Origin of the sequence: Saccharomonospora piscinae, assembly GCF_005862235.1 — a bacterium.
Lineage (GTDB): Bacteria > Actinomycetota > Actinomycetes > Mycobacteriales > Pseudonocardiaceae > Saccharomonospora > Saccharomonospora piscinae.
The window spans coordinates 857,220-880,440 of sequence record NZ_VCEK01000003.1 but is presented as its reverse complement, the minus strand read 5'-3'; the positions used below and the strand labels follow the sequence as shown (position 1 = coordinate 880,440).

Genomic DNA, 23,221 nt, shown 5'->3' with positions numbered 1-23,221 from the left:
CTGTCGAAAGGCACCGGTGAACAACACCGCGCCCCCGGAAACGAGCGACGCCGCGCGCCTGGCCGCGGCGTCGTTCCGTGCCGTGCACGGCGAGGCACCGGAAGGAGTGTGGGCCGCCCCCGGCCGCGTCAACCTCGTCGGCGAGCACACCGACTACAGCGGTGGGTACGTCCTGCCGTTCGCGCTGCCCCACCGCACCGCTGTCGCGGCCCGGTTCCGCGACGACACCACACTCACCGTCGCGACGCTCGGCTCCGACCGCCGCATCCAGCACGCCCCGCCAATGCGGGTGCCGGACCTCACCCCCGGCACGCCGACCGGATGGGCCGCGTACGTAGCCGGTGTCGCGTGGGTGCTGCGCGAGCTGGGTATGTCCCGCGGAGCCGACCTCGTGCTCGCGGGTGACGTTCCGACCGGTGCCGGGCTGTCCTCGTCCGCCGCGCTGGAGTGCGCGACCGCGCTGGCGTTGCTCGCGGGCAACGGGCACGGGGACCCGGACGACGACGAGCGCGCCACCATCGCGGGGTGGGCGCAACGGGCGGAGAACGAGTTCGTCGGTGTCCCCACCGGTGTGCTGGACCAGACAGCCTCCCTGTGCTGCGTCGGTGGCCACGTCTTGTTCCTCGACACCGGGTCCGGCCGACGGGAGCAGGTGCCCTTCGACGCGGCCGCCACCGGTCTCACGGTGCTCGTCATCGACACCCGGGCCCGCCACCGCCACAGTGAGTCCGGTTATGCCGACCGGCGGCGGTCGATCGACCACGCCATGCGGCTGCTCGGCACCGGTTCACTCGGCGAGTTCGACCGCCCCCGTCTCCCGGACGTACTGGCGGCGCTGCCGGAGGAGTCCCGCCCGCTCGTCCGGCACGTGGTGACCGAGAACGCCAGGGTACTGAGCGTGGTCCGCCTGTTACGTCAAGGGCGCTACGCCGACATCGGCAGTGCCCTCGACGCCTCCCACGACAGCCTCAGGGACGACTTCCGGGTGTCCTCCCCCGAACTCGACCTCGCAGTCGATCTTGTACGCTCTGCCGGAGCGCTGGGCGCCCGCATGACCGGTGGAGGTTTCGGCGGTTCCGCGATCGCCCTCGTGCCCGACGATGCGCGCGCCTCGGTGGAGTCCGCGTTACGCCGGGGATTTCGCGACGCGCGGCTCCGCCCGCCCCGCCTCTTTCCCGCGGTGCCGTCCCCGGGTGCGGGACGCTGCGCCGCGACCCCCTGAGACTGTCGCGGCCCCGGACCCCGCCCTCCGCGGAGGGCGGGACGGGGTGCACACTGTCGCCTCGTAGAACCGAACCGTTCTTCCCGTTCGAGAAAGGGCCCGCACGAATGCCCAGCGACACCACGACGTCGAGCACGCCCATGAAACTGGTCGTCACCGGCGGCGCAGGCTATATCGGCAGCGTGTGTACGGCACGGCTTCTCGAAGCGGGACACGAGGTCACGGTCATCGACGATCTGTCGACCGGCCACGCCGACGCCGTTCCCGAGGGGGCCCGGTTCGTCCAGGGCGACGCCGCGGAGGTCGCGAGCACACTGCTGGCCGAGGGCTTCGACGGCGTGCTGCACTTCGCCGCGAAGAGCCTGGTCGGGGAGTCGATGCAGGACCCCGGCACCTACTGGCGCGGCAACGTACTCACCTCCCTACGGCTTCTGGACGCGATGCGGACGCACGGCGTGCCCCGGCTGGTGTTCTCGTCCACCGCGGCCACCTACGGCGAACCGGAGGTCTCGCCGATTCCCGAGACGGCGGCCACGGACCCGACCAACACCTACGGCGCGACGAAGCTGGCCATCGACCACGCGATCACAAGCTACGCGCGTGCCCACGGGCTCGCCGCCGTGAGCCTGCGGTACTTCAACGTCGCCGGTGCCTACGGCGAACTCGGTGAGCGGCACACCACCGAGACGCACCTGGTCCCGCTGATCTTGCAGGTCCCGACCGGGCACCGTGACCAGGTCCAGATCTACGGCGACGACTACCCGACCGACGACGGGACCGCCGTGCGTGACTACATCCACGTGGTGGACCTCGCGGACGCGCACCTGCTCGCGCTGGCTCATGCCACCCCGGGTGAGCACGAGATCTTCAACCTCGGCAACGGCACCGGGTTCTCGGTGCGACAGGTGATCGAGGCGTGCCGCGAGGTCACGGGTCACGCGATCCCCGCAGCGGTCGCACAGCGCCGTGCCGGCGACCCCGCGGTGCTGGTGGCGGCCAGCGACAAGGCGCAGCAACGCCTCGGCTGGAAGCCGCAGCACACCGAACTGCGGGGCATCGTGGCCGACGCCTGGGAGTTCACCCAGCAGCGGCAGGCCCGGTAGGGCGCTCCGGGCTGAGCGGGCCCTAGTTCGCGGACTGCTCCGGCGTCCCGGCCTCCCCGTGCTCCCAGATGGGCTCCACGTCGCACGTCCTGGCGAGGCCGGCGATGGTCTCGGGTGGCAACCCGTGGTCGAGTGCCTGGCTCAGCAGTTGTGCCAGCAGGTGCTCGGGGTCCGACTCGCGCGCCACCTCCAGTGCCATACCGGCGAACGCACCCTCCCCTCGTACGTAGGCCGAATACGCGAGCAGAGTCGCGGGCTGAGCACGCTCGGGGGCAGGTGTGTGCCGGGTGAGACGCAGCCACAGCCGTTCCGCGACGAGCGCGAGCGCCCCGCCTGCGGGCAACGCCGTCGCCAGGCACGCGTCCCGCACCGAGGGCACCGCGAGGGCGGCGGCGAGTTCGACCACCTCGGTGTCCGACACGGTGAACGTGCCGTCCCGGGTGCGCGCGAGCGCCGTGCGTATCGCCGCCCGGCCACGCCGGAACGCGGCTTCGTCGTCCTGCCGACCGTGCGCTGCCCTGCGGCGCAGCAGCGCGGTCCGGCGCGTGAGCACCTCCGGGTCCACCGGGTCGAGCTGGCGCGCCATGGCCGCCCGGCTGGCGTGAGTGACGAGCCCGGCATGGGTGGTGATGGCGGCCATGACCGTGCCCTGGGGATCCGGTAGGTGCCCCGAACAGCAGGCATCCTCGTAGCACCGCCAGGGTGCCCCCGCGCGAATCTCGGGCGCCCAGAGCGCGTGGACCAACGGGAGGCCGCAGCGCGCGAAGACCTCACCGACCGCGGCCACCGCGGACCCCGAGGGCGGCACGGACGCCCCCGGACGCCGCCGTCCCACGACCGCCGCCGTCACGGCGACCGAGTCCTGCGCCACCGGATCCAGTAGTCGTTGTGCCAGTGCCACCTCACCGCCGGGCTCGGGGAGATCGGCCCTGACGACGTTGCCGATGCGCTTGCCGCCCTCACCGCGATGCCCGATGAGGATCAGGGATTCGACGGGTTCGAACCCGAGCAGGTGCGGAAGCGCCGCGAGGAGCTCGCCGGGATCACGCAGGTCGACGGTGCTGCCGGTGTCGTCGTCGGTCGAGGTGAAGTCCGTCGTGGAGGAAGAAGTCATGGCTCCACGATGGACGGGACCGGCTGTGGGGTGGGGGCGGGAAGGGAATCTGTGGACGGGCCGAGCGCGATGTGGACAACCGAGGTCCCGAGCACACCGAGTTGTCGTACCGGTGTGCTAGGGACTCGCGCTCACCGGTGCGAGAACGCCTGCCACATCGACGCCGTGCCGCCGACCACCGGAACCGTCACCGTCGACCGGGTCACCTCGAGCCCGATTCCGGTACCGGGACCGGGCCGCAGCGTGAAGTCGTGATCGCTGGAGAGCAGAACGAACTCCAGCCGGTGTCCCTCGGCCAGCACGTAGTCCTGAGGCTGGAGGTCGAATGACAGCCAGTACGGCACTCCCGGCCGCAGCGGCTGCGTCCGGTCGTCGCGGTGGCGGTTCTGCGGGTCGGCCCATCCCCGGGTGATCACGTGGGAGGAACCGTCCGGGGCGCGGTCGACGAGCACACCCGTGACGTTGGCGGCGGGCCGGTCGAACTTGAGCCGCAGCCGCACCGACGGCGTGCCACTCAGCCGGACGTCCGTGCGCGCGGCCTCGGTGCCGTAGGACAGCCGGTGTGACGACGACGCCGCGTCCGCCAGTTCCTCCACGGTCTTCGTGGCGTCATCGCTGAGCCACTCGAACGTGGGCCGGCCCCGCTCGGGCCGCAGGCCGAGGCCACCACGGTCGCCGCCGCCCTCACCCAGGCGCAGGGTCGAGTCGGCCGTGCCCGGAGCGGGCCAGTCGGCCTCCTCGGTCCAGGACCCGTCCTCGCGCTGGATCGTGGCCCGGGGTTCGGTCTCGACACCGTTGTCGACGTCGTACAGGTAGTGGCTGAACCACCGGTTCAGGGTGGTGAGCCACTCGTCCCGGCGCAGCGAGTACGGGTCGGCGTGGCCCGACTGGTGCAGCCAGATCTTGCGTTCGACCCCGTGCTCGGCCAGTGCGCCGTACCACTCGGCCACCTGGCTGACGGTGACGTTCCAGTCGGACAGCCCGTGGACGGCGAGCACCGAGGCCTCGATCCGGGGGACGTCGTCGAGGTAGTTGCGCTCGTCCCAGAACTCGCTGTAGTCCCCGGTGAGGCGGTCCTGCTCCGCGGCGAGGTCGTCGATGACCGGTCGGCAGATCTCCGCGTCCTCGCGTGTGTAGACGTACTCGGCGAGCACGTCCGCGTCCTCGCCCTGGTAGCCGCCGGGAGCGACCACGGCACCGTTCTCCCGGTAGTAGTCGTACCAGCTTGAGATCGCCGCGATCGGCACGATGGTCTCCAGGCCCTCCACGCCCGTGGTGGCGACCGCGTTGGGCAGTGTGCCGTTGTACGACACGCCCATCATCGCGGTGCGCCCGGTCGACCAGTCGGCGGTGCGCGGCTGGCCGTCGGCGTCCCGGCCGGTCGCGCGCCCGTTCAACCAGTCGACCACGGACGCCGCGCCGAGCGTCTCGTTCTCCCCTCCCGTGGTGGGACATCCCGTGGACCGTCCCGTGCCGAGCGACTCGGCGTAGACGACGGCGAAGCCGCGGGCGAGGAAGTAGTCCTGGTAACGCCACGTGATCTCGGCGGCAGGCCCGCCGGGTACGTACAGCTCCCGGTCCACGTCGTGATTGGTGATCGGGTTGCCGCCCGCGAAATACGGGCTCGCCTGGTAGACGACCGGAACCCGCAGGCCGTGGTCCGTGGCACGGGGGCGCACGATCTCGGCGTGGACCACGTCCTCCGTCCCGTCGTGGTCGCTGTCCACCCCGGCGCCGACCCACACGTGCTCGCGGATCACGTCCTCGGGGTCGAACACGGGCTGCGCCTGCCCGTCGGAGAAGACCGGCTCGGGCACCGGGTCGGCGCCCGCCGTCACCGCGGCGAGCGGCAGCGCCACCACGAGGGCGGACAGGATCATCGACACACGCTTGAGCCTCACGAAGCCCCCAGATCGGACGGCGGCGACCAGAATGGTGTTGACCATTGCCGGGGCCGTGCCGCCTGTCAAGCAGAGATCGACACGATCCGACTATCGTTGGCTTCGGGCCCACCGGGAGCATGACCGCCCTCACCACTCCGGGTGAGCCGCGCGACTCCTTCGGGTCGCGCGCTCGCCGTCGGGTCACCGCGGGTGTGCTTCCGTGGGCGACCACCCGATGTCACCCGGTCGGGGTCCCTGGCTCGGCTGGCAGACTGGCGGCATGAACGAGCTTGACCCGGACGCGGTGGACGATCCGCACCGCTGGCTGGAGGACGTCACCGGAGAGAACGCGCTCGACTGGGTGCGGGGGCACAACGCCGAGGCGGTGCGCCGGTACGGCGAGGGCGAGCAGTTCACGGCGTTGCGGGACGAGCTGCGCGACGTGCTCGACGCCGACACGCGCATCCCCTACGTCCGCCGCCGCGGCGAGTACCTCTACAACTTCTGGCGCGACGCCGCCCACCCGCGCGGGTTGTGGCGGCGTACGACCGTGGACTCCTACGGCACCGACGCCCCGGAATGGGACGTCCTGCTCGACGTGGACGCGTTGGCCGAGCACGAGTCCGAGAACTGGGTCTGGCAGGGTGCGACCGTGCTGCGGCCCGGCTTCCGGCGCTGCCTCGTCGAGCTGTCGCGGGGCGGCGCCGACGCCACGGTGGTCCGGGAGTACGACCTCGAACGGCGCGAGTTCGTCACCGACGGGTTCACGCTGCCCGAGGCGAAGAGTTCGGTGTGCTGGATCGACGAGGACCGGATCTTCGTGGGCACCGACTTCGGTGAGGGCTCGCTGACCAGCTCGGGATATCCACGGCTGGTCAAGGAGTGGCGACGGGGCACCCCGCTCCCGGAGGCCGCCCTGGTGTTCGAGGGCAAACCGGACGACGTGGCCGTGCAGGCGACGCACGACCCCACCTCGGGCTTCGAGCGCGACACCGTCCGCAGGGCACTCGACTTCTACCGGTCCGAGCTGCACCTGCGCACCGAGAGCGGGTTCGTGCGCATCGAGGTCCCCGACGACGCGGTGGCGTCCCTGCACCGGGAATGGCTGCTCGTGCGGACCCGCAGCCCGTGGCTGGTCGGCGGCACCCGGTACCCGGCCGGTGCGCTGCTGGCGACGACGCTGTCGGAGTTCCTGGACGGCGAGCGGTCGATGACCGTGCTCTTCGAACCGGACGCGCACACCTCGCTCGACTACTACGCCTGGACCCGCCACCACCTGCTCGTCGGCACGCTCGCGGACGTGAGCACCACGCTGCGGGTCCTGACCCCCGGCGCCGACGGCTGGCGCTGCGAGCCGTTGCCGACCACGCGGGCGGGCGCCGTGGACCTGGTCGCCACGGACCCGCACGACAGCGACGAGTTCTTCGTCGAGGCCAGCGGGTACACCGAGCCGCCCGCACTGCTGCGCGGCGAGGTCGGGGCCGGTGCGCCGGTGCCCGTGAAGCGGACCCCGGCCTTCTTCGACGCCTCCGGGCTTGACGTGAGCCAGCACTTCGCGACCTCGGACGACGGGACCCGCATCCCGTACTTCGTGGTCGGGCCACGCGAACGAACGGGCCCAGCCCCGACACTGCTGACGGGATACGGCGGCTTCGAGGTGTCGCTGACCCCGTCGTACAGCGGAGTCGTCGGGCGAGGCTGGCTCGCCCGCGGCGGGACCTACGTGGTGGCCAACCTGCGGGGCGGCGGCGAGTACGGCCCCGAGTGGCACAGTCAGGTGGTCAAGACCAACCGGTTGAAGGTGTACGAGGACTTCGCCGCGGTCGCGCGCGACCTGGTGCGGCGGGGGGAGACGACGCCGGAAGCGCTGGGGGTCCAGGGCGGGAGCAACGGCGGCCTGCTGACCGGCGTGATGCTCACCCGGTACCCGGATCTCGTCGGTGCGGTGGTGAGCCAGGTGCCGTTGCTCGACATGCGCCGCTATCACAACCTGCTCGCGGGTGCGTCGTGGATGGCCGAGTACGGCGATCCGGACGACCCCGGCGAGTGGGAGTACCTGCGCCGCTACTCGCCTTACCACAACGTTCGCCGTGACCGCGCGTACCCGCCCACGTTGTTCGTGACGTCCACTCGCGACGATCGGGTGCATCCCGCGCACGCCAGGAAGATGATGGCGCTGATGCACGGTGACGGCCACGACGTCGCGTACTACGAGAACATCGAGGGCGGGCACGGCGCGGCTGCGGACAACGCGCAACTGGCGTTCAAGTGGGCACTGGTCTTCGCGTTCCTCTGGCAGCGGCTCGACGCCGGTGGCGCGAACGGCGGCTCGGGCGGCTAGCTTTCTGCCACGCAGAGCATGTCCGGTGCCGTGGTGGGCGGCGCGGCGGGGTCGGCGCGCCGCCCGCGTCGCAGCAGCTCGGGCAACACGGTGGCGATTCCGGCCAGTGCCAGCACGGCGCCGAGCCACAGCGGTCCGCGCAGGCCGACCGAGTCGATGGCGAGGCCGCCCGCGAACGAGCCGATCATCACTCCGAACGTGATGAACGATCCGTGGACGGTGTTGACCAGCGGACCGGCGTTGCCGGCCCGGTGGACCCGGGTCGCCATCGCGGGATTCATGGTGACGCCGACGAGCCCGATGCCGATCATGGCAGCCACCGCGAGCGGACCGACGTCGGCGTAGAGGGCGAAGCCGGTCAGAAAGACGGCGTTCAGCGCCAGTCCAGCCGCCAGGACCGCGACGTCGTGGCGATCGGCCAGCCGCCCCACCACGAAGTTCCTGACGACCGTGGCCGCGCCGTACGCGATGAGCAACAGCGGCACCGTGCCGCTGGCGAAGCCGGTGATGTCGGTCAGGATCGGGGTGAAGTAGCTGAACGCGGCGAAGGTGGCCCCGATCACCAGCGTGCTGGTGGCCAACGCCAGCCACAGAGCGCGACGCCGGAACACGTCGAGCTGATCGCCGAAGCGCTCGGCGCCTGCCGCCGCCAGGCGCGGCAGCCCGATGGCGGTGGCCACGGCCGCGACGGCGGCGAGCAGGGTGACGGCCCAGAACGCCGCTCGCCACCCGAATCGCTCTCCCACCACGGTGGACATCGGGAGCCCGAGAAGGGTGCCGAGCATGAGCCCGTTCATCACCACCGCGACGGCCCTGCCCCGCACCTCCGGCCGGGTCAGGCGTGCGGCGAGGGACACGGAGAGGCCGAAGAACGCCTGCGCCGCCGCGCCGGTGACGACGCGGGCCAGAAGCATCAGCGCGTAGTTCGGCGACAGTGCGGCGAGTACGTTGCCCGCCCCGAACACACCGAACAGAGCCATGAGTGCCGTCTTGGGCGGTACCCGCGACAGCACCGCCGTGAGCACCGGCCCGCCGAGGGCCATGGCAGCGGCGAACGCGGTGATCAGGTAGCCGGCCTGGGACACGGACACACCAAGCCCGACGGCCACGGGTGAGAGCAGACCAGCGACAGCGAACTCGCTGGTCACCATCGTGAAGATGCCTAACGAGAGCACGTAGACGGCACGAGGCACCGCGTTCCTCCATATTTTGTATCGATCAGTACATAATGAAGGAAGCGTAGCAGGAGCCACTGGACAACCACGGGAGCCTGTGATCTACCTTGTGGTTTATCAACCAATCAGTTACTAAGGAGGCGGCATGGGCCAACGCATCGTCGTGGACATCTCGATCTCACTCGATGGTTACGTCACCGCGCCGGGAGCCGACCTGCGCCACGGTGTCGGCCCTGCGGGTGAGGTTCTGCACCACTGGGCACGCGACGGCGCCACCGACCGCGACCACGCCGTCATCGACGCCGCCACCGCGCGCACGGGCTCCGTCGTCATGGGACGGCGAACGTTCGAGTTCGTGGACGGTCCGCACGGCTGGGACCACAACGTCGGCTACGGTGCCGAACGGGAGCCGGACCAAGCACCGCCGGTGTTCGTTGTCACGGGTTCGGTACCCGGCACCGTGCGGCTGCGCGACCGCTTCACCTTCGTCACCGAAGGGCTCGCAGCGGCCCTGGAACGGGCCCGCGACGCGGCGGGTGAGCGCGATGTGGTGATCATGGGCGGCGGGGCCACCGCCAGGAGCGCGCTTCTCGACGGACTCGCGGACACGCTCACCGTGCACCTCGTGCCCGCCATCCTCGGCGGAGGCACCCCGCTCTTTCCCGCGAGTGGCGAGCGGCCACCGAGCCCGCTGACCCTGACCAGGACGGACTCGGTCTCCACCCCAAACGCCGATCACCTCACCTACCGCGTCCACCGGACCGGCGGAACCTCGTCGACGCGGCAGGACTGAGGATCACCCTGCGGGAGTGTCCCGAAAGGGTTCGCCACCGGGAAGCGGTGGTGTGGCGGCAGAGTTCCCGCCGCCACACCACCGGCCCTCAGCTACACCCGGAGGTGGCTCCGCAGCCCTCGCACGCATAGCACGACCCGGCGGGACGCATCTTCGTGCCACACGTCATGCACAGCGGCGCGTCGGCCGCCTTGCCGAGCTGCAACTCCACCAGCTCGGTGGTGGTGTGCGCCTCCCGGTTCGACTCGCTCGGCGACTCCCCCGAGCCGGTTCCCTCCACAGCGGGGCGGTCGGCCGGTGCGACGCTGCTACGCAGCGCGTCCAGGTCCACATTGTCCTCGGACCCGCTGCCGTAGTCGGCCTCCACCTGGGCGGAGCGCTCGTCGGCGGTGAAGATGCCGAGCTGTGAACGCTTCTCGTAGGGCAGGTAGTCCAGCGCGAGCCTGCGGAACAGGTAGTCGAGCACGCTGCTGGCCATCCGAACGTCGGGATCGTCGGTCATACCCGCAGGCTCGAACCGCAGGTTCTGGAACTTCTGCACGTAGAACTCGAGCGGGATGCCGTACTGCAAGCCCACCGAGATCGACATGGAGAACGCGTCCATGACCCCGGCCAGGGTCGAGCCCTGCTTGCCGAGCTTCACGAAGATCTCGCCGAGCCCGTCGTCCGGATACGACCCCGCCGTCAGGTAACCCTCGGCACCGCCCACGGTGAACGAGACCGTCTGGCTCGGCCGCTTCTTCGGCAGGCGCTTGCGCACGGGCCGGTACTCGACGACCGGTTCCGGCGCCGCTTCCGACGTGGCCTTCTCCTTCTTGCCCGTCGACAGCGGCTGGCCGACCTTGCAGTTGTCGCGATAGATCGCGAGGGCCTTGAGACCCAGCTTCCAACCCTGGAAGTAGATCTCCTCCACGTCCTCGACCGACGCGGATTCGGGCATGTTGACCGTCTTCGAGATCGCGCCGGAGAGGAACGGCTGCACCGCGGCCATCATGCGCACGTGGCCCATCGGTGCGATCGAGCGCTCACCCACCGCGCAGTCGAACACCTCGTAGTGTTCGGGCCGCAGGCCGGGCGCGTCCACGACGTGTCCGTGCTCGGCGATGTAGTCGACGATCGCCTCCACCTGCTCCTCCTGGTAGCCCAGGGAGCGCAGAGCGCGGGGCACGGCGTTGTTCACGATCTGCATCGACCCGCCGCCAACGAGCTTCTTGAACTTCACCAGCGAGAAGTCCGGCTCGATCCCGGTGGTGTCGCAGTCCATCATGAAGCCGATGGTGCCGGTGGGTGCCAGCACACTGGCCTGCGCGTTGCGCCAGCCGCTCCGCGTGCCGATCTCGTTGCCACGCTCCCACTCACGGGTCGCCAGGGACCGCACCGCCGCGTCGTTGGTGTGGTAGGTCCGCACCAGTTCGTTCGCGGCCGCGTGCTTGCGCATCACCCGCTTGTGGGCCTCCGCGTTGCGGGCGTAACCCTCGTACGGGCCCACGACCCCGGCCAGCTCCGCCGAGCGGCGGTACGACACCGCCGTCATCAGCGACGTGATGGACGCGGCCAGCGCCCGACCACCCTCGGAGTCGTAGGCGTGCCCGGTGGCCATCAGCAGTGCGCCGAGGTTGGCGTAACCGATGCCGAGCTGGCGGAACTTCCGTGTGGTGTCGGCGATCGGCTCGGTCGGGAAGTCGGCGAAGCAGATCGAGATGTCCATCGCGGTGATGACCAGCTCGACCGCCTTGACGAACAGCTCACCGTCGAACGAGCCGTCCGCCCGAAGGAACTTCAGCAGGTTCAGCGACGCGAGGTTGCAGCTGGAGTTGTCCAGGTGCATGTACTCCGAGCACGGGTTCGACGCCGAGATGCGTCCCGACTCGGGGCAGGTGTGCCAGTCGTTGATGGTGTCGTCGTACTGCAGGCCAGGGTCGGCGCACTCCCACGCGGCCGTGGCCATCTTGCGGAACAGCGACTTCGCGTCGACGCGGTCGATGACCTCGCCCGACGTCCGCGACCGCAGACCGTGCTGCCCCGACGTCTCGACCGCCTGCATGAACTCATCGGAGACCCGCACCGAGTTGTTCGCGTTCTGGTACTGCACCGACGAGATGTCACCGCCGCCGAGGTCCATGTCGAACCCGCCGTCGCGAAGCACCCGAATCTTGTGCTCCTCCTTGGCCTTGGTCTCGATGAACTCGCCCACGTCGGGGTGATCGACGTCGAGCACCACCATCTTGGCGGCACGGCGGGTCGCGCCGCCGGACTTGATCGTGCCGGCCGAGGCGTCGGCACCGCGCATGAACGACACCGGACCCGAGGCCGTGCCACCCGACGAAAGCAGCTCCCGCGACGAGCGGATCCGCGAGAGGTTGAGACCGGCGCCGGACCCGCCCTTGAAGATCAGTCCCTCCTCGCGGTACCAGTTCAGGATCGACTCCATCGTGTCGTCGACCGACAGGATGAAGCACGCGCTGACCTGCTGTTTGGAGCTGGTGCCCACGTTGAACCACACCGGTGAGTTGAAGCTGAACACCTGGTTGAGCAACATCCAGGTCAGCTCGTGCTCGAAGACCCGGGCGTCCTCGGCGTCGGTGAAGTAGCCGTGCTCCGTGCCCGCCTTGACGTAGGTCCCGACAACGCGGTCGATGAGCTGCCGCAGGCTGCTCTCCCGTTCCGGGCTGCCCACGGCACCGCGGAAGTACTTGCTCGTGACGATGTTGGTCGCGTTCACCGACCAGGGCTCGGGGAACTCGACGCCACGCTGCTCGAAGTTCACCGTCCCGTCACGCCAGTTGGTCATGACGACGTCACGCTTCTCCCACCGCACCTCGTCGTAGGGATGCACGCCCTCGGTGGTGTAGACGCGCCGCACACGCATCCCCTTGCGTGAGGTCGAGCCGCCGCGCTTCCTGCTCGACTTCGACGAGGATTCCGCGCCGACCCCCACGGTTTCAGTCATGACTCCCACTCCCGCGTTCACACTGGTGACGGCTTGACACGCCGTACACGCTGACTCAGTCGCTGTGGTCCTGCCGGGCCCGTGTCACCGACGACTCGGCGATCACCTCGCGCAGGTTCTTGATCTCGGTCTCGAAGTCATCGATCGAGGAGAACGACCGGTACACGCTGGCGAACCTGAGGTACGCCACCGTGTCGAGTTCCCTGAGCGGACCGAGGATGGCGAGTCCCACCTCGTGGCTCGGAATCTCGGCGACACCGGTCGCCTTGATCGACTCCTCGACACGCTGTGCCAACTGCTGTAGCGCGTCGTCGTCGACGGGCCGCCCCTGGCAGGCGCGCCGCACACCCCGAACCACTTTGTCCCGGCTGAACTGCTCGGTCACTCCGGACCGCTTGACGACCGCGAGCACCATCGTCTCGGACGTGGTGAACCGGCGCCCGCAGGCCGAGCACGACCGGCGCCGCCGGATGGCCTGACCCTCGTCGATCTCGCGGGAGTCGACGACGCGGGAGTCGGCATGCCGACAGAACGGACACCGCACCGGTCGACCACCTCCCAGACCTCATCTTGACACCCGCGCCACCACGACCGGACACCGCCGGACTCGCAGACCGCACGTCGAGGAAACTCGCCTCAGAGTCGAGGATACCCCAACTTATGGACCAATCACAGCCATGTAACTACTACATGTGGGGGCGACTCTAGAAGGCGCCGCACCCCCACGCAAGCGCGGCCCCCACCCCACACGGGTGACAACCGACATAGCCGGAGCCCGGCACGAGACACGGCGGGATGGATGCCGCACAGCCTACGGCGCACGCCATTCCGCCCGCCCGCGGCCACCCGCGAACCCGGGAACGATCAGCCGGCGGCACCGGGCACCCCGGCCGCCCCGGGCGAGACGGGAACGGCCGACGCGAGCCCCAGCAGCACCAGACCCGCACCGACGACCATCGCGGCCACCGCGAGTGCCATCACCAGCAGCCACAGCCATTCGGGACAGCGGGCGCCTCGGCACGGACCTCGTTCGAGACCGGCAGACCTCCGCGCCGGCCACGTTCCGACCGGTGACGCGGCGGCCCGGGTCGGCGGTCGGCGCGGACCCCGTGAACCGGCCACCGAGGGAGGCCGGGCCGGAACCGGACGACCGAGGGGCACGTGAGGGGAAGACCGCCTGTCGACCATCGCCACGACAACCACACTCCCGAAGATCGAACACCAGTTCTATCGAACGCCCGTGCGAATATGTACCACCGATGTGAGCGAAAATCGAGCATCAGCGGCGTGTTCTCGAACAAACGTTTGAAATCCCCGCCGAAGCGGGCTAGCGTCGCGTGTGGAAGTGCAGACGGCACGACAACGGTCGGGCTCTTGACTGGGAGGCGTTACGCGGTGGCACGCAATACGACGGACGGCGGCACGGTGACCGAGTTCCCGCCGACGGGCAGTAACAGCGCCGACCGCGACGAGAGCCTGACTCCCCGCCAGCGGAAAGTTCTGGACGTCATCCGTCAGTGGGTGGATCAGTACGGTTACCCGCCCAGTGTCCGCGAAATCGGTGAGGCGGTCGGTCTCACGTCGACATCGTCGGTGTCGCACCAATTGAAGGCGTTGCAGCGAAAGGGCTATTTGCGGCGCGACGCGAACCGCCCGCGTGCCGTGGGTGTACTCGCCTTCGACTCGGGACGCGGAGCGGGTGACCCCGCCGGTTCGGCCGCGGACACACCGGCCGAACCGAGCGCGGCAACAGTGCCGGGCCTGTCGTCGGCGCAGGTCGCCGAACTCCCCGCACCCGCGCTGGTGCCACTCGTCGGGCGGATCGCGGCTGGCGGGCCGGTTCTCGCCGAGGAATCGATCGAGGACGTCTACCCGCTGCCCCGGGACATCGTCGGCGAGGGCGAGGTGTTTCTGCTCAGCGTCGCCGGTGATTCGATGATCGACGCGGCGATCACCGACGGAGACTGGGTCGTGGTGCGCCAGCAGCCCGATGCCGAGAACGGCGACATCGTGGCCGCGATGATCGAGGGCGAGGCCACGGTGAAAACGTTCAAACGCAAGGACGACCACATCTGGTTGATGCCGCACAACGAGGCGTACGAACCAATCCCCGGCGACGACGCCACCATACTCGGAAAGGTCGTCGCGGTTCTCCGCAGACTCTGACGACCGTATTGGGGTGCCCTTCGCCGCGCTGACGCTCAGCGGCGTCGGCGACGAATCCCGGTTATCACCACGACCACGACCACGGCAGCGACGGCCAGCCCGGGCAGGACTCCGAAACCGTCGTCCTCCGGCTCCTCGGGAGGGTTCGGCGCTGCGGCATCACCGCCGGTGTCGTCCTCGTGGCGGGCCACCAGCCCGGCCGCGGCCGGTACGACCCTGAGCGGTTCGTCGACCCCTTCACCGGCGGTCAGCAGGGCACCGTCACCGGTGAAGGCAATGGCCTCCCCCTGCGGCTCGTCCGGCAGTGGCACGCGCACCGGTTCCTGCCGCAGGGCCTCGGCGATGTCGTGTCCCACCACCGGGTACAGGTACGCGTCGGTGTAGGTGCGCAACGCCACCACGCCTCCGTCGGCCGACAGTGCGGCTCCGGTGACCGTCACCGTGCCCACCACGCCCGCCGGGCCGCCCTGCGTATCCGTCGGAGTCAGGGGCACGGTGCCGACCCGCTCCAGCGGGGTCGGGCCCGGCTCACGCAGCGGCGCGGCCGGCCGGTACACCCCCGCGTTTCCGAGCACGTTCTTCGTCACGATGTAGGGCGTGCCGTCACCTGCCATGATCAATGCCTCGGCGTCCTGGGCGCCGTCGGGATAGGTCAGCCGGTACAGCTGGGAGGTGCCGTCACGGGCGAGTGCGTGCAGGGCCACGGTCTCGCGCCGGCGGAGGTTGTCCCCGGTGTCCCCGAGCCACAGGGTGCCGTCCGGCCCGAGCGCGAGATCCTCGACGTCGTACGGGTCGGTCGGGGCGGTGAGCACGTCGCGCGTCTCGCAGTCGTTACCGAGGACGACGACCTCCACGCGGGTTCCGCCGTCGTTCACCGCATACACACCGTGGTCGTCGACCGCGAGCCCGGACAGTTCGGCGAGCGCCGGGTCACCGATCGTGCATCGGGTCTCGGGACGCGGTATCTCGGTGTCCGCGCGCACCGGCACGGGAGCCATGACCAGCGCCAGCGCGGTGACGCCCGCGCGGAGTCCGAGTGTGCGCACTCCGCTACGGTAGCGTCACCACGTCACGCCCTGGCGCCGTCGGCGACATAGTCCGCCAGCGCTGCGGCCAGGTCGGCATGCACCCGGGCGCGCAGCCGGGTTCCCTCGGGGCGGTGTTCCTCGGCCAGCACCTCGCCGTCGGCGTGGACCCTGGCCACGAGTTCACCGCGCGTGTAGGGCACCACGACATCCACCTCAGCCTCCGGGCGCGGAAGCCGCTCGGCGATCTCGGCCACGAGCGAGTCGATGCCCTGCCCGCTGTGGGCCGACACCACGACCGCCTCCGGCAGCAGGTGACGCAACCGCGCGAGGGCGACGTCACTCGCCTCGTCGGCCTTGTTCACCACGACCAGCTCGGGCGGGAGCGGGGCGTCGCGCTTCTGTCCGATCTCGGCGAGGACCTCGCGCACCGCGGAGACCTGGTCCTCCGGCGCGGGGGCCGCGCCGTCGACCACGTGCAGCAGCAGATCGGCGTCGGCCGCCTCGTCGAGTGTCGAACGGAACGCGTCCACCAGCTGGTGCGGCAGGTGACGCACGAAGCCGACCGTGTCGGTCATCGTGTACGCCCTGCCGTCCGTGGTCTCCGCCCGCCGGGTGGTCGGATCGAGGGTGGCGAACAGCGCGTCCTCGACCAGCACTCCGGCGCCGGTCACGGCGTTGAGCAGGCTCGACTTGCCTGCGTTGGTGTAGCCGACGAGCGCCACACTCGGAACCTCGTTGGCGACTCGGCGTCCACGCTTGGTCTCGCGGATGGTGTCCATCGCCGCGATGTCCTTGCGCAGCTTCGCGAGGCGCTTGTTGATCCGCCTGCGATCGGTCTCCAGCTTGGTCTCACCGGGACCACGCAGCCCCACGCCACCGTTCGCTCCGCCCGCGCGGCCACCGGCCTGCCGGGACAGCGACTGACCCCACCCGCGCAGGCGCGGGATGAGGTACTGCAACTGGGCCAGCTCGACCTGCGCCTTGCCTTCGCGTGACCGGGCGTGCTGGGCGAAGATGTCGAGGATCAGCGCCGTGCGGTCGATGACCTTGACGTGGAGCTTCTCCTCCAGTTGCCGCAACTGGCCCGGGGAGAGTTCACCGTCGCAGACCACCGTGTCGGCGCCCGTCGCGGCCACGATGTCGGCCAGCTCGCGCACCTTGCCCGACCCGATGTAGGTGGCGGGGTCGGGCCGCGACCGGCGCTGCACCACGCCTTCGAGCACCTCGGACCCGGCCGTCTCGGCCAGCCGCGCCAGCTCGGCCAGCGACTCCTCCGACTGGGCCGCGGTGCCCTGGACCCACACGCCCGCGAGGACGACCTTCTCCAGCCGCAGCCGCCGGTACTCGACCTCGGTGATGTCGGCGAGTTCGGTGGACAGCCCGGCGACCCGCCGCAGCGAGGCACGGTCGGACAGTTCCAGCTCGCCCTGCGAGAGCTGCACGTCGTCGGTCCCGGCGTCCGGGGCCTCGGGGGCACTGTGTGTCAGTTCTGTCATCGTCTCCCTATCGTCCCACGGTCCGTGGGAAAGAACGACCCTTCACCTGCTCGGATACAGGGCCACGTACAGCGCGGTCCGGTCGGCCCCGTCCTCGACCCGCTCGCGGCTGAACTCCTCGAGCAGATCCTCCAGCCGCTGCCGGAACTCGGCCAGGCGGTCATCGCGGACCTGCGCCACCAGCCGCCACTGGTCGACTGTCGCCGGGTCGGCCCCGGCCAGTTCGGCGAGGAACGCCTCCAGCATCGCCTCGCTCACGTCCGGATCGTGTGCGGTGTCCAGTCTCCATGACAATCCGGTGGAGCGATACGGAATTTCCTTCGCTCCCCTGGTTCCGCGCCGCGCGGGCTGGGCGGCGAGGAAGCCGGTGTCGACGAGCTTGCGGACGTGATGCAGCGTCGTGGCCGGATCCCGGCCGAGCCGCTGCGCCAGCTCCTTGTTCGTGAGCGCCGTCGCATAGGTCAACCGGATGATCCGCAGACGTATTCCCGAGGCGAGCGCCCGTGCCTCGGCTTCGGTCGCTCTCCGCTTTCGGTTCACCACTGCCGAATCACCACCGGCACACTGTACGCGAGCACAGTGATTGACACTTTCCAATCACTCCGGCAGTCTTCCCGGCATGACTGGGGACACGCTGTGGCGACACCGGGACTTCCGGCTGTTCTGGGCCGGTGACACGGCGAGCCAGTTCGGCACGTTCGTGGGACGGACACTGCTTCCGCTGCTGGCCGCCACCGCGCTGGCCGCCACGCCGCTGCAAATGGGGCTGCTCACGGCCGCGGAGAACGCGGCCTTCCTGTTGCTGGGGCTGCCGGCGGGAGTGTGGGTGGACCGGCTGCGGCGCAGGCCGCTGATGATCGGTGCCGACCTGTTCCGGGGCCTGCTGTTGCTCAGCGTTCCGCTCGCGTGGTGGCTCGACGTGCTGACGCTGGCCCACCTGGTGGTGGTCGCGGCGCTGGTCGGTGTCGGCACCGTGTTCTTCGACCTCTCCTACCAGTCGTACCTGCCGTCGCTGGTGGGCCGGGAGAAGCTACTGGAGGGCAACGCGAAACTGCAGGTCAGTCAGTCGGTGGCCAACGTGGCCGGCCCCGGTCTGGGTGGCACTCTCGCCGGGCTGGTGGGAGCGGCGGGCGCGATGGTGACGGTCGGCGCGAGCTATCTGGCCTCCGCCTGGTTGCTGTGGCGCGTCCGGGCCGGGGAACCACCTCCGCCGTCGCACGGGACGGCCCGGCTGCGTGCCCAGGTCGCCGAGGGGCTGCGGTTCGTGTTCGAGAACCCCGCCCTGCGCGCCGTCACACTGTGCACCGCGTCCGGAAACCTGATGGGCGGCATGTTCACCGCCGTGGAGATCCTGTTCCTCACCCGCGACGTGGGGCTGTCGGCGGGCGCCGTCGGCTGGGTGCTGGCCTGTCACGGCGTGGGCGGACTGCTCGGCGCGGTGACCGCCGGCCGCAGCGTGGCACGGCTCGGGCTGCTCCGTGCCATCTGGCTCGTCCCGCTGGTGACCTGGCCCGCCCAGCTTCTCGTGCCGTTGACCGCGCCCGGATGGCGGGTCGGGCTCGCGGCCGCGGCGTTCGTCGCGGTCGGCTACGGCGTGGTGGTCTACAACGTCGCTCAGGTCAGCTACCGCCAGGCGGTGTGCCCCGACCGTCTACTCGGGCGCATGAACGCGAGCGTGCGGTTCGTGGTGTGGGGCGTTCTCCCCCTCGGCAGCCTGCTCGGCGGAGTGCTCGGGGAGTGGCTCGGGGTGCGCGCCACGGTCTGGCTCACAGCGGCCGGGCTCGCGCTCTCGGGCCTGTGGGTGCTGCTGTCACCGTTGCGGCGGACGCCGGAGCGCGTTCGGCCGGTCGCACACCCCGGTCAGGAGGCCGCCTCAGGTGAGTGAGTCCCACCAAACGCCCTCGAGTTCACCCCGCGCGACAAAGACGGCCGGGCCCGTGAGCGTCGCGCCGCCGTCCGAGCCCACCGTCACCGCAACGCGACCACCGGGAATCTCCACAGCGGACTCACCGCTGTCGTCGCCGCGCAGGTGCAGCGTGGCCGCCACCGCCGCGACCGTGCCCGTCCCACAGGCGCGCGTCTCCCCCACGCCCCGCTCGTGGACCCGCATCCGCAGCAGCTCGGGCCCGAGCAGGTTGACGAACTCGATGTTCACGCCCTCCGGGAACACCTCACTGTCGTACCGCGGCGGTTCCCGCAGATCGAGCGCGCGGACGTCGTCGTCGAGTACCGAGACGAGGTGCGGGTTGCCGACGTCGACGGCCACACCGGAGACCTGCCTGCCGTCGACCACCGCCACGGAGGTGCCCGTGACCGTGGGCCGTCCCATCCCGACCGTGACCGAGAGATCGTCGTGAACGCGGACCGGCCGGTCTCCCGCCCTGCTGCCCACCGCGAACTCGGGACCGGCCTCCAGCCCGGACTCCACCAGGTAGCGCGCGAAGACCCGGACACCGTTGCCGCACATCTCGGCGATGGAGCCGTCCGCGTTGCGGTAGTCCATGAACCACTCGGCGGCCGAGTCGGCGTCCAGGGCGGCGGAGCGCACGACCCGCAACACACCGTCGGCTCCCAGTCCCCGCTGCCGGTCGCACAGCGCCGCGACCCGCCGCGGGGTCAGCTCCAGCGACCCGGCGGGGTCCGGCAGCAGGACGAAGTCGTTCTGCGTGCCGTGCCCCTTGAGGAACTCGATCCCAGCCATGGGACCAGCTTACGAGGACAGCCGGGACAGCACGGCGGCGACCGGATCGGGTGCCCCACCGTCGAGCCAGCGGATCCGGTCGTCACGCCGGAACCAGGAACGCTGCCTGCGCACGAACCGTCGCGTGGCCACGACCGTCGCCGACGCCGCGGCGGCCAGGTCGCCGTCACCGGCGAGGGCGTCGAGCACCTGCCGGTAGCCGAGAGCGCGGGAGGCCGTCCTTCCCTCACGCAGTCCCCGCTGTTCCAGTCGCCGTACCTCGTCGACGAGTCCGGCGGCGAACATGTGCTCGACCCTGCGCTCGACACGCTCGTCGAGTTCGGCCACCGGCCGGTCCACTCCGACGAGCACCGTGCCGTAGCGCGGGGCCCCGGGTCGGGGCAGGTTCGCCGAGAACGGTTCCCCCGTGAGCCGGATGACCTCCAGCGCCCGGACGACCCTCCGGGTGTCGGTGGGCAGGATCGTGCCCGCGGCGGCCGGGTCCAGGCCGGCGAGACGCCGGTGCAGCGACGCCGTGCCGTGGACCCGCGCCTGCTGCTCCAGCTCACCCCGCACCTCGGGGTCGGTGCCGGGGAAGCGGAGGTCGTCGACGATCGCCTGCACGTAGAGACCCGAGCCGCCGACGATCACGGGGACCTTGCCGCGAGCCAGCAGCGACTCGATCGTCGCGCGGGCGTGGATCTGGTAGTCGGCCACCGAGGCTGTCTCCGTGACGTCGAGGACGTCGAGCAGGTGGTGCGGCACGCCGTGGCGTTCGTGCTCGGTGGCCTTCGCGGTGCCGATGTCCATGCCCCGGTACAGCTGCATGGCGTCGGCGTTGACCACCTCGCCGTCCAGGGCGAGCGCGAGCGCGACACCCAGCGCGGTCTTGCCGGTCGCCGTGGGCCCCACGACGGCCACGGGTGCGGTGACGGACGCGCTCACGAGCGTGTCCAGGTGGCGACGTGGTAGGCGACGCCGAACGGTGCCGCCGAGTACGTGACCTCGCCTCGCCAGCCCGGCTCGGCGCGCGCCAGTCCCGCGAGCACCTGCCAGGCCGCACGTCCGTCCGCCTGCAGCTCGGCCGCGAGTTCCGGCGACAGGGCGAGCAGCCCGTCGGTGTCGGCCCCGGCCAGCGCGGCCCGCACCCCGGCATCGAAGGTCTCCGCGCGGGAGTCGGGCCAGCCGGGAGGCGCGGCGGGATGGCGGGTGGATCCGTCCCCGAGTACCAGTAGTGCCCGCTCGTCCGCCGTGGCCAGCGCCTGCCCCAGTTCCGCGCACTCGGCCACCGCCGCGTGCCGAGGGACGATCTCCACGCGGACCGACTCGGCACCGGCCTGCTCCCGCAACCATCCGGCGACGAGCGCGCTCAGCGGGAGGTCGGCCGGGGCCGTGCCCTGCCGCGGCGGCCGGGTCGCGGACAGCGACACGGCGACGTCGACGCCGTAGCCACGGAAACCGCCGCGCGACACGGAGTCCACGGTCTCCCGGTGCTCACCGACGCCGACGGCCAGCCAGCGCCCGCTGACCCGAGCCAGGGCGCGGGCCGCCGCCACGGCCGCCTCACGGACGGCGGCCGTGCGCACCGCCGCGCCCGCCACCAGCTCGGGCACGAGTAACGGTGGCTGAGGCACCACGACGGCACACGCGATCACGCGTTCCGAGGTTACCGGCCGCGGCACGAGAGGTACCTATCGAGGCATGGAGTACCCAGAAGCGGTGTTACCTGTTTGAATGCGGCCTACAGACCCGTACCGCAACACCCGGCCCCGCCCGCAGCGGGGCGCCCGCGACGACACCGCGGGCCGGACAGCGAGAAGGAGCCGGCCATGGCCGAGCAGAACACCACACCCGGCGGACCCGCAGTGCCCACGGAGCCCACTGAGCCCACTGAGCCCACTGAGCCCACTGAGGCCACGAATTCCACGGATCTCACGGGGCCCAGGGACACGCCCGCGGACGTCCCCACGCCACACCAGGTGCCTCACCCGTCCGGCGGTACGCACGCACCCGCTGTACCGGTGGCCGAGTCGCACCCGTCGCGGTGGGGGCGGGTCGACGACGACGGCACCGTCTACGTTCGCACGGCCGACGGTGAACGGAAGGTCGGCGTGTGGCAGGCGGGCTCGGCCGACGAGGGCCTCATGCACTACGCGCGGCGGTTCGACGACCTGCGCACCGAGGTGGAGCTGCTGCAGAGCAGGCTCGCGTCCGGAGCAGGCGATCCGAAGCAGGCCCTGTCCACCGCGACGCACCTGCGCGACACACTGCCGGAAGCCGCCGTGGTCGGTGATCTCGACGCCCTGCGCACACGGCTCGATCACGTGGTCGCCCACGCCGAGTCGGCGCTGGAGCGCGGGAAGCAGGAGCGCGAGCGCGCCAGGGCCGCCGCCGTCGCACGCAAGCAGGAACTCGCGGCGGAAGCCGAGGAGATCGCCACCTCCTCCACCCAGTGGAAGGCCGCAGGGGACCGGCTCAAGGCGATCCTGGACGAGTGGAAGACCGTCAAGGGCGTCGACCGCAAGACCGACGACGAGCTGTGGAAGCGGTTCTCCAAGGCCAGGGAGTCGTTCAGCCGCCGCCGTGGCTCCCACTTCGCCGAACTCGACAAGCAGCGTGCCGCCGCCAAGCAACGGAAAGAGGAGCTGATCGAGGAGGCGGAGTCGCTGTCCGACTCCACCGACTGGGGCCCGACGGCAGGACGTTACAAGGACCTGATGGCCGAGTGGAAAGCCGCGGGCCGCGCACCGAAGGACGCCGACGACGCCCTCTGGCAACGGTTCAGGGCCGCGCAGGACACGTTCTTCTCGCGCCGTTCGGCGGCCTTCTCGGAACGCGACGCCGAGTTCGCCGAGAACGCGGCCCGCAAGGAGGAGCTGCTCACCGAGGCCGAGAAGATCGATCCGTCGGCCAACCTCGACGCCGCGAAATCCCAGCTGCGCCGCATCCAGGCCAGCTGGGACGAGATCGGCAAGGTCCCGAGGGAACGCATGCGCGAACTGGACGGCCGGTTGAAGGCCGTGCAGGACCGGGTGCGCTCGGCCGAGGACGCCCGCTGGCGACGGACGGACCCGGAGGCCGAGGCCAGGGCGGCCCAGTTCCGCGAACGGGTGGAGCAGTTCGAGTCCCAGGCCGAGAAGGCCAGGGCCGCGGGCGACGACCGCAGGGCCAAGAAAGCCGAGGAGCAGGCCGCCCAGTGGCGCGAGTGGCTGCGCACCGCAGAAGAAGCGGTGGCCAACCGCTGACCTTCCGGGCCTGCTGACGGGTCGG

18 protein-coding genes are annotated in these 23,221 nt (G+C 70.7%); 7 read left to right on the top strand and 11 right to left on the bottom strand.

From position 1 onward, the window contains the following. Positions 1-16: 16 nt before the first annotated feature. Both galK and galE read left to right on the top strand, forming a co-directional pair. Positions 17-1,222, top strand: a complete 1,206-nt coding sequence (gene galK / locus FFT09_RS15305) for a galactokinase (RefSeq protein WP_138383072.1) — start codon at positions 17-19, stop codon at positions 1,220-1,222. A 107-nt stretch (positions 1,223-1,329) separates the two neighbouring features. After that, positions 1,330-2,325: a UDP-glucose 4-epimerase GalE gene (galE, locus tag FFT09_RS15300; RefSeq protein WP_024877154.1), complete on the top strand. Its 996-nt coding sequence runs from the start codon at positions 1,330-1,332 to the stop codon at positions 2,323-2,325. Positions 2,326-2,347: 22 nt separating this feature from the next. Here the strand turns inward: galE and FFT09_RS15295 are convergent, their stop codons facing one another. Together FFT09_RS15295 and FFT09_RS15290 are read right to left on the bottom strand one after the other, a co-directional pair. After that, positions 2,348-3,439, bottom strand: coding sequence for a DUF4192 domain-containing protein (locus FFT09_RS15295; protein ID WP_138383071.1), 1,092 nt, complete (start codon positions 3,437-3,439; stop codon positions 2,348-2,350). 131 nt (positions 3,440-3,570) lie between these two features. Further along, positions 3,571-5,319, bottom strand: a complete 1,749-nt coding sequence (locus FFT09_RS15290; RefSeq protein WP_244231373.1) for a Xaa-Pro dipeptidyl-peptidase — start codon at positions 5,317-5,319, stop codon at positions 3,571-3,573. 283 nt (positions 5,320-5,602) lie between these two features. Here FFT09_RS15290 and FFT09_RS15285 point away from each other — a divergent pair, with 283 nt between their 5' ends. Next, positions 5,603-7,663 carry a prolyl oligopeptidase family serine peptidase gene (locus FFT09_RS15285; RefSeq protein WP_138383069.1) on the top strand — a complete coding sequence of 687 codons (2,061 nt, stop codon included), beginning with the start codon at positions 5,603-5,605 and terminating at the stop codon, positions 7,661-7,663. Here the strand turns inward: FFT09_RS15285 and FFT09_RS15280 are convergent. Further along, positions 7,660-8,856 carry an MFS transporter gene (locus tag FFT09_RS15280; RefSeq protein ID WP_138383068.1) on the bottom strand — a complete coding sequence of 399 codons (1,197 nt, stop codon included), beginning with the start codon at positions 8,854-8,856 and terminating at the stop codon, positions 7,660-7,662. The genes FFT09_RS15285 and FFT09_RS15280 overlap by 4 nt on opposite strands. A 127-nt stretch (positions 8,857-8,983) precedes the next feature. Here FFT09_RS15280 and FFT09_RS15275 point away from each other — a divergent pair, with 127 nt between their 5' ends. Further along, positions 8,984-9,631, top strand: a complete 648-nt coding sequence (locus FFT09_RS15275; protein ID WP_138383067.1) for a dihydrofolate reductase family protein — start codon at positions 8,984-8,986, stop codon at positions 9,629-9,631. 88 nt (positions 9,632-9,719) lie between these two features. Here FFT09_RS15275 and FFT09_RS15270 read toward each other — a convergent pair whose 3' ends face one another. Together FFT09_RS15270 and nrdR are read right to left on the bottom strand one after the other, a co-directional pair. Continuing rightward, the gene (locus FFT09_RS15270) at positions 9,720-12,581 is read right to left on the bottom strand and encodes a vitamin B12-dependent ribonucleotide reductase (protein WP_138383066.1); all 2,862 of its coding nucleotides are present in this window, start codon (positions 12,579-12,581) and stop codon (positions 9,720-9,722) included. Between the two features lie 55 nt (positions 12,582-12,636). Next, positions 12,637-13,125 carry a transcriptional regulator NrdR gene (gene nrdR, locus FFT09_RS15265; protein ID WP_024877160.1) on the bottom strand — a complete coding sequence of 163 codons (489 nt, stop codon included), beginning with the start codon at positions 13,123-13,125 and terminating at the stop codon, positions 12,637-12,639. A gap of 851 nt (positions 13,126-13,976) precedes the next feature. On the opposite strand from nrdR, the gene lexA reads away from it, so the two are divergent. Next, the gene (lexA, locus tag FFT09_RS15260) at positions 13,977-14,747 is read left to right on the top strand and encodes a transcriptional repressor LexA (RefSeq protein WP_024877161.1); all 771 of its coding nucleotides are present in this window, start codon (positions 13,977-13,979) and stop codon (positions 14,745-14,747) included. Between the two features lie 35 nt (positions 14,748-14,782). On the opposite strand, the gene FFT09_RS15255 is transcribed toward lexA, so the two are convergent. Genes FFT09_RS15255 through FFT09_RS15245 form a run of 3 tightly spaced genes read right to left on the bottom strand, consistent with a single transcriptional unit; the run spans position 14,783 to position 17,814 of the window. After that, the gene (locus FFT09_RS15255) at positions 14,783-15,793 is read right to left on the bottom strand and encodes a hypothetical protein (RefSeq protein ID WP_208544423.1); all 1,011 of its coding nucleotides are present in this window, start codon (positions 15,791-15,793) and stop codon (positions 14,783-14,785) included. Positions 15,794-15,816: 23 nt separating this feature from the next. Beyond that, complete coding sequence (gene hflX / locus FFT09_RS15250; protein ID WP_138383065.1) at positions 15,817-17,271, bottom strand: GTPase HflX; 1,455 nt, start codon at positions 17,269-17,271, stop codon at positions 15,817-15,819. A gap of 42 nt (positions 17,272-17,313) precedes the next feature. Next, a complete protein-coding gene (locus FFT09_RS15245; protein WP_024877164.1) occupies positions 17,314-17,814 on the bottom strand; it encodes an ArsR/SmtB family transcription factor in 501 nt (166 codons plus the stop codon). A 76-nt stretch (positions 17,815-17,890) separates the two neighbouring features. Between FFT09_RS15245 and FFT09_RS15240 the strand changes: the two genes are divergently transcribed. Beyond that, entirely contained in the window at positions 17,891-19,156 is a 1,266-nt protein-coding gene (locus FFT09_RS15240; protein ID WP_081191218.1) for an MFS transporter, read from the top strand. On the opposite strand, the gene dapF is transcribed toward FFT09_RS15240, so the two are convergent. From dapF to FFT09_RS15225, 3 genes are read right to left on the bottom strand one after another with little or no spacing between them, the layout of a single operon-like run. Further along, on the bottom strand, positions 19,145-19,972 hold the full coding sequence (gene dapF, locus FFT09_RS15235) for a diaminopimelate epimerase (RefSeq protein WP_138383064.1): 828 nt from the start codon (positions 19,970-19,972) through the stop codon (positions 19,145-19,147). The two genes, FFT09_RS15240 and dapF, sit on opposite strands and share 12 nt — an antisense overlap. A gap of 9 nt (positions 19,973-19,981) precedes the next feature. Then, positions 19,982-20,896, bottom strand: a complete 915-nt coding sequence (miaA, locus tag FFT09_RS15230; RefSeq protein ID WP_024877167.1) for a tRNA (adenosine(37)-N6)-dimethylallyltransferase MiaA — start codon at positions 20,894-20,896, stop codon at positions 19,982-19,984. Further along, positions 20,893-21,606 carry a class III extradiol ring-cleavage dioxygenase family protein gene (locus FFT09_RS15225; protein ID WP_081191220.1) on the bottom strand — a complete coding sequence of 238 codons (714 nt, stop codon included), beginning with the start codon at positions 21,604-21,606 and terminating at the stop codon, positions 20,893-20,895. Before FFT09_RS15225 ends, miaA begins: the two co-directional genes overlap by 4 nt. A gap of 174 nt (positions 21,607-21,780) precedes the next feature. Here FFT09_RS15225 and FFT09_RS15220 point away from each other — a divergent pair, with 174 nt between their 5' ends. Further along, on the top strand, positions 21,781-23,196 hold the full coding sequence (locus tag FFT09_RS15220) for a DUF349 domain-containing protein (RefSeq protein ID WP_138383063.1): 1,416 nt from the start codon (positions 21,781-21,783) through the stop codon (positions 23,194-23,196). Positions 23,197-23,221: the final 25 nt, after the last annotated feature.

Coding starts and splice junctions, on each gene's coding strand:
- galE (WP_024877154.1), top strand. CDS start 1,330: ATGCCCAGCGACACCACGACGTCGAGCACGCCCATGAAACTGGTCGTC.
- FFT09_RS15240 (WP_081191218.1), top strand. CDS start 17,891: ATGACTGGGGACACGCTGTGGCGACACCGGGACTTCCGGCTGTTCTGG.
- FFT09_RS15270 (WP_138383066.1), bottom strand. CDS start 12,581: ATGACTGAAACCGTGGGGGTCGGCGCGGAATCCTCGTCGAAGTCGAGC.
- FFT09_RS15285 (WP_138383069.1), top strand. CDS start 5,603: ATGAACGAGCTTGACCCGGACGCGGTGGACGATCCGCACCGCTGGCTG.
- FFT09_RS15295 (WP_138383071.1), bottom strand. CDS start 3,439: ATGACTTCTTCCTCCACGACGGACTTCACCTCGACCGACGACGACACC.
- dapF (WP_138383064.1), bottom strand. CDS start 19,972: ATGGCTGGGATCGAGTTCCTCAAGGGGCACGGCACGCAGAACGACTTC.
- FFT09_RS15290 (WP_244231373.1), bottom strand. CDS start 5,319: ATGATCCTGTCCGCCCTCGTGGTGGCGCTGCCGCTCGCCGCGGTGACG.
- FFT09_RS15220 (WP_138383063.1), top strand. CDS start 21,781: ATGGCCGAGCAGAACACCACACCCGGCGGACCCGCAGTGCCCACGGAG.
- FFT09_RS15275 (WP_138383067.1), top strand. CDS start 8,984: ATGGGCCAACGCATCGTCGTGGACATCTCGATCTCACTCGATGGTTAC.
- hflX (WP_138383065.1), bottom strand. CDS start 17,271: ATGACAGAACTGACACACAGTGCCCCCGAGGCCCCGGACGCCGGGACC.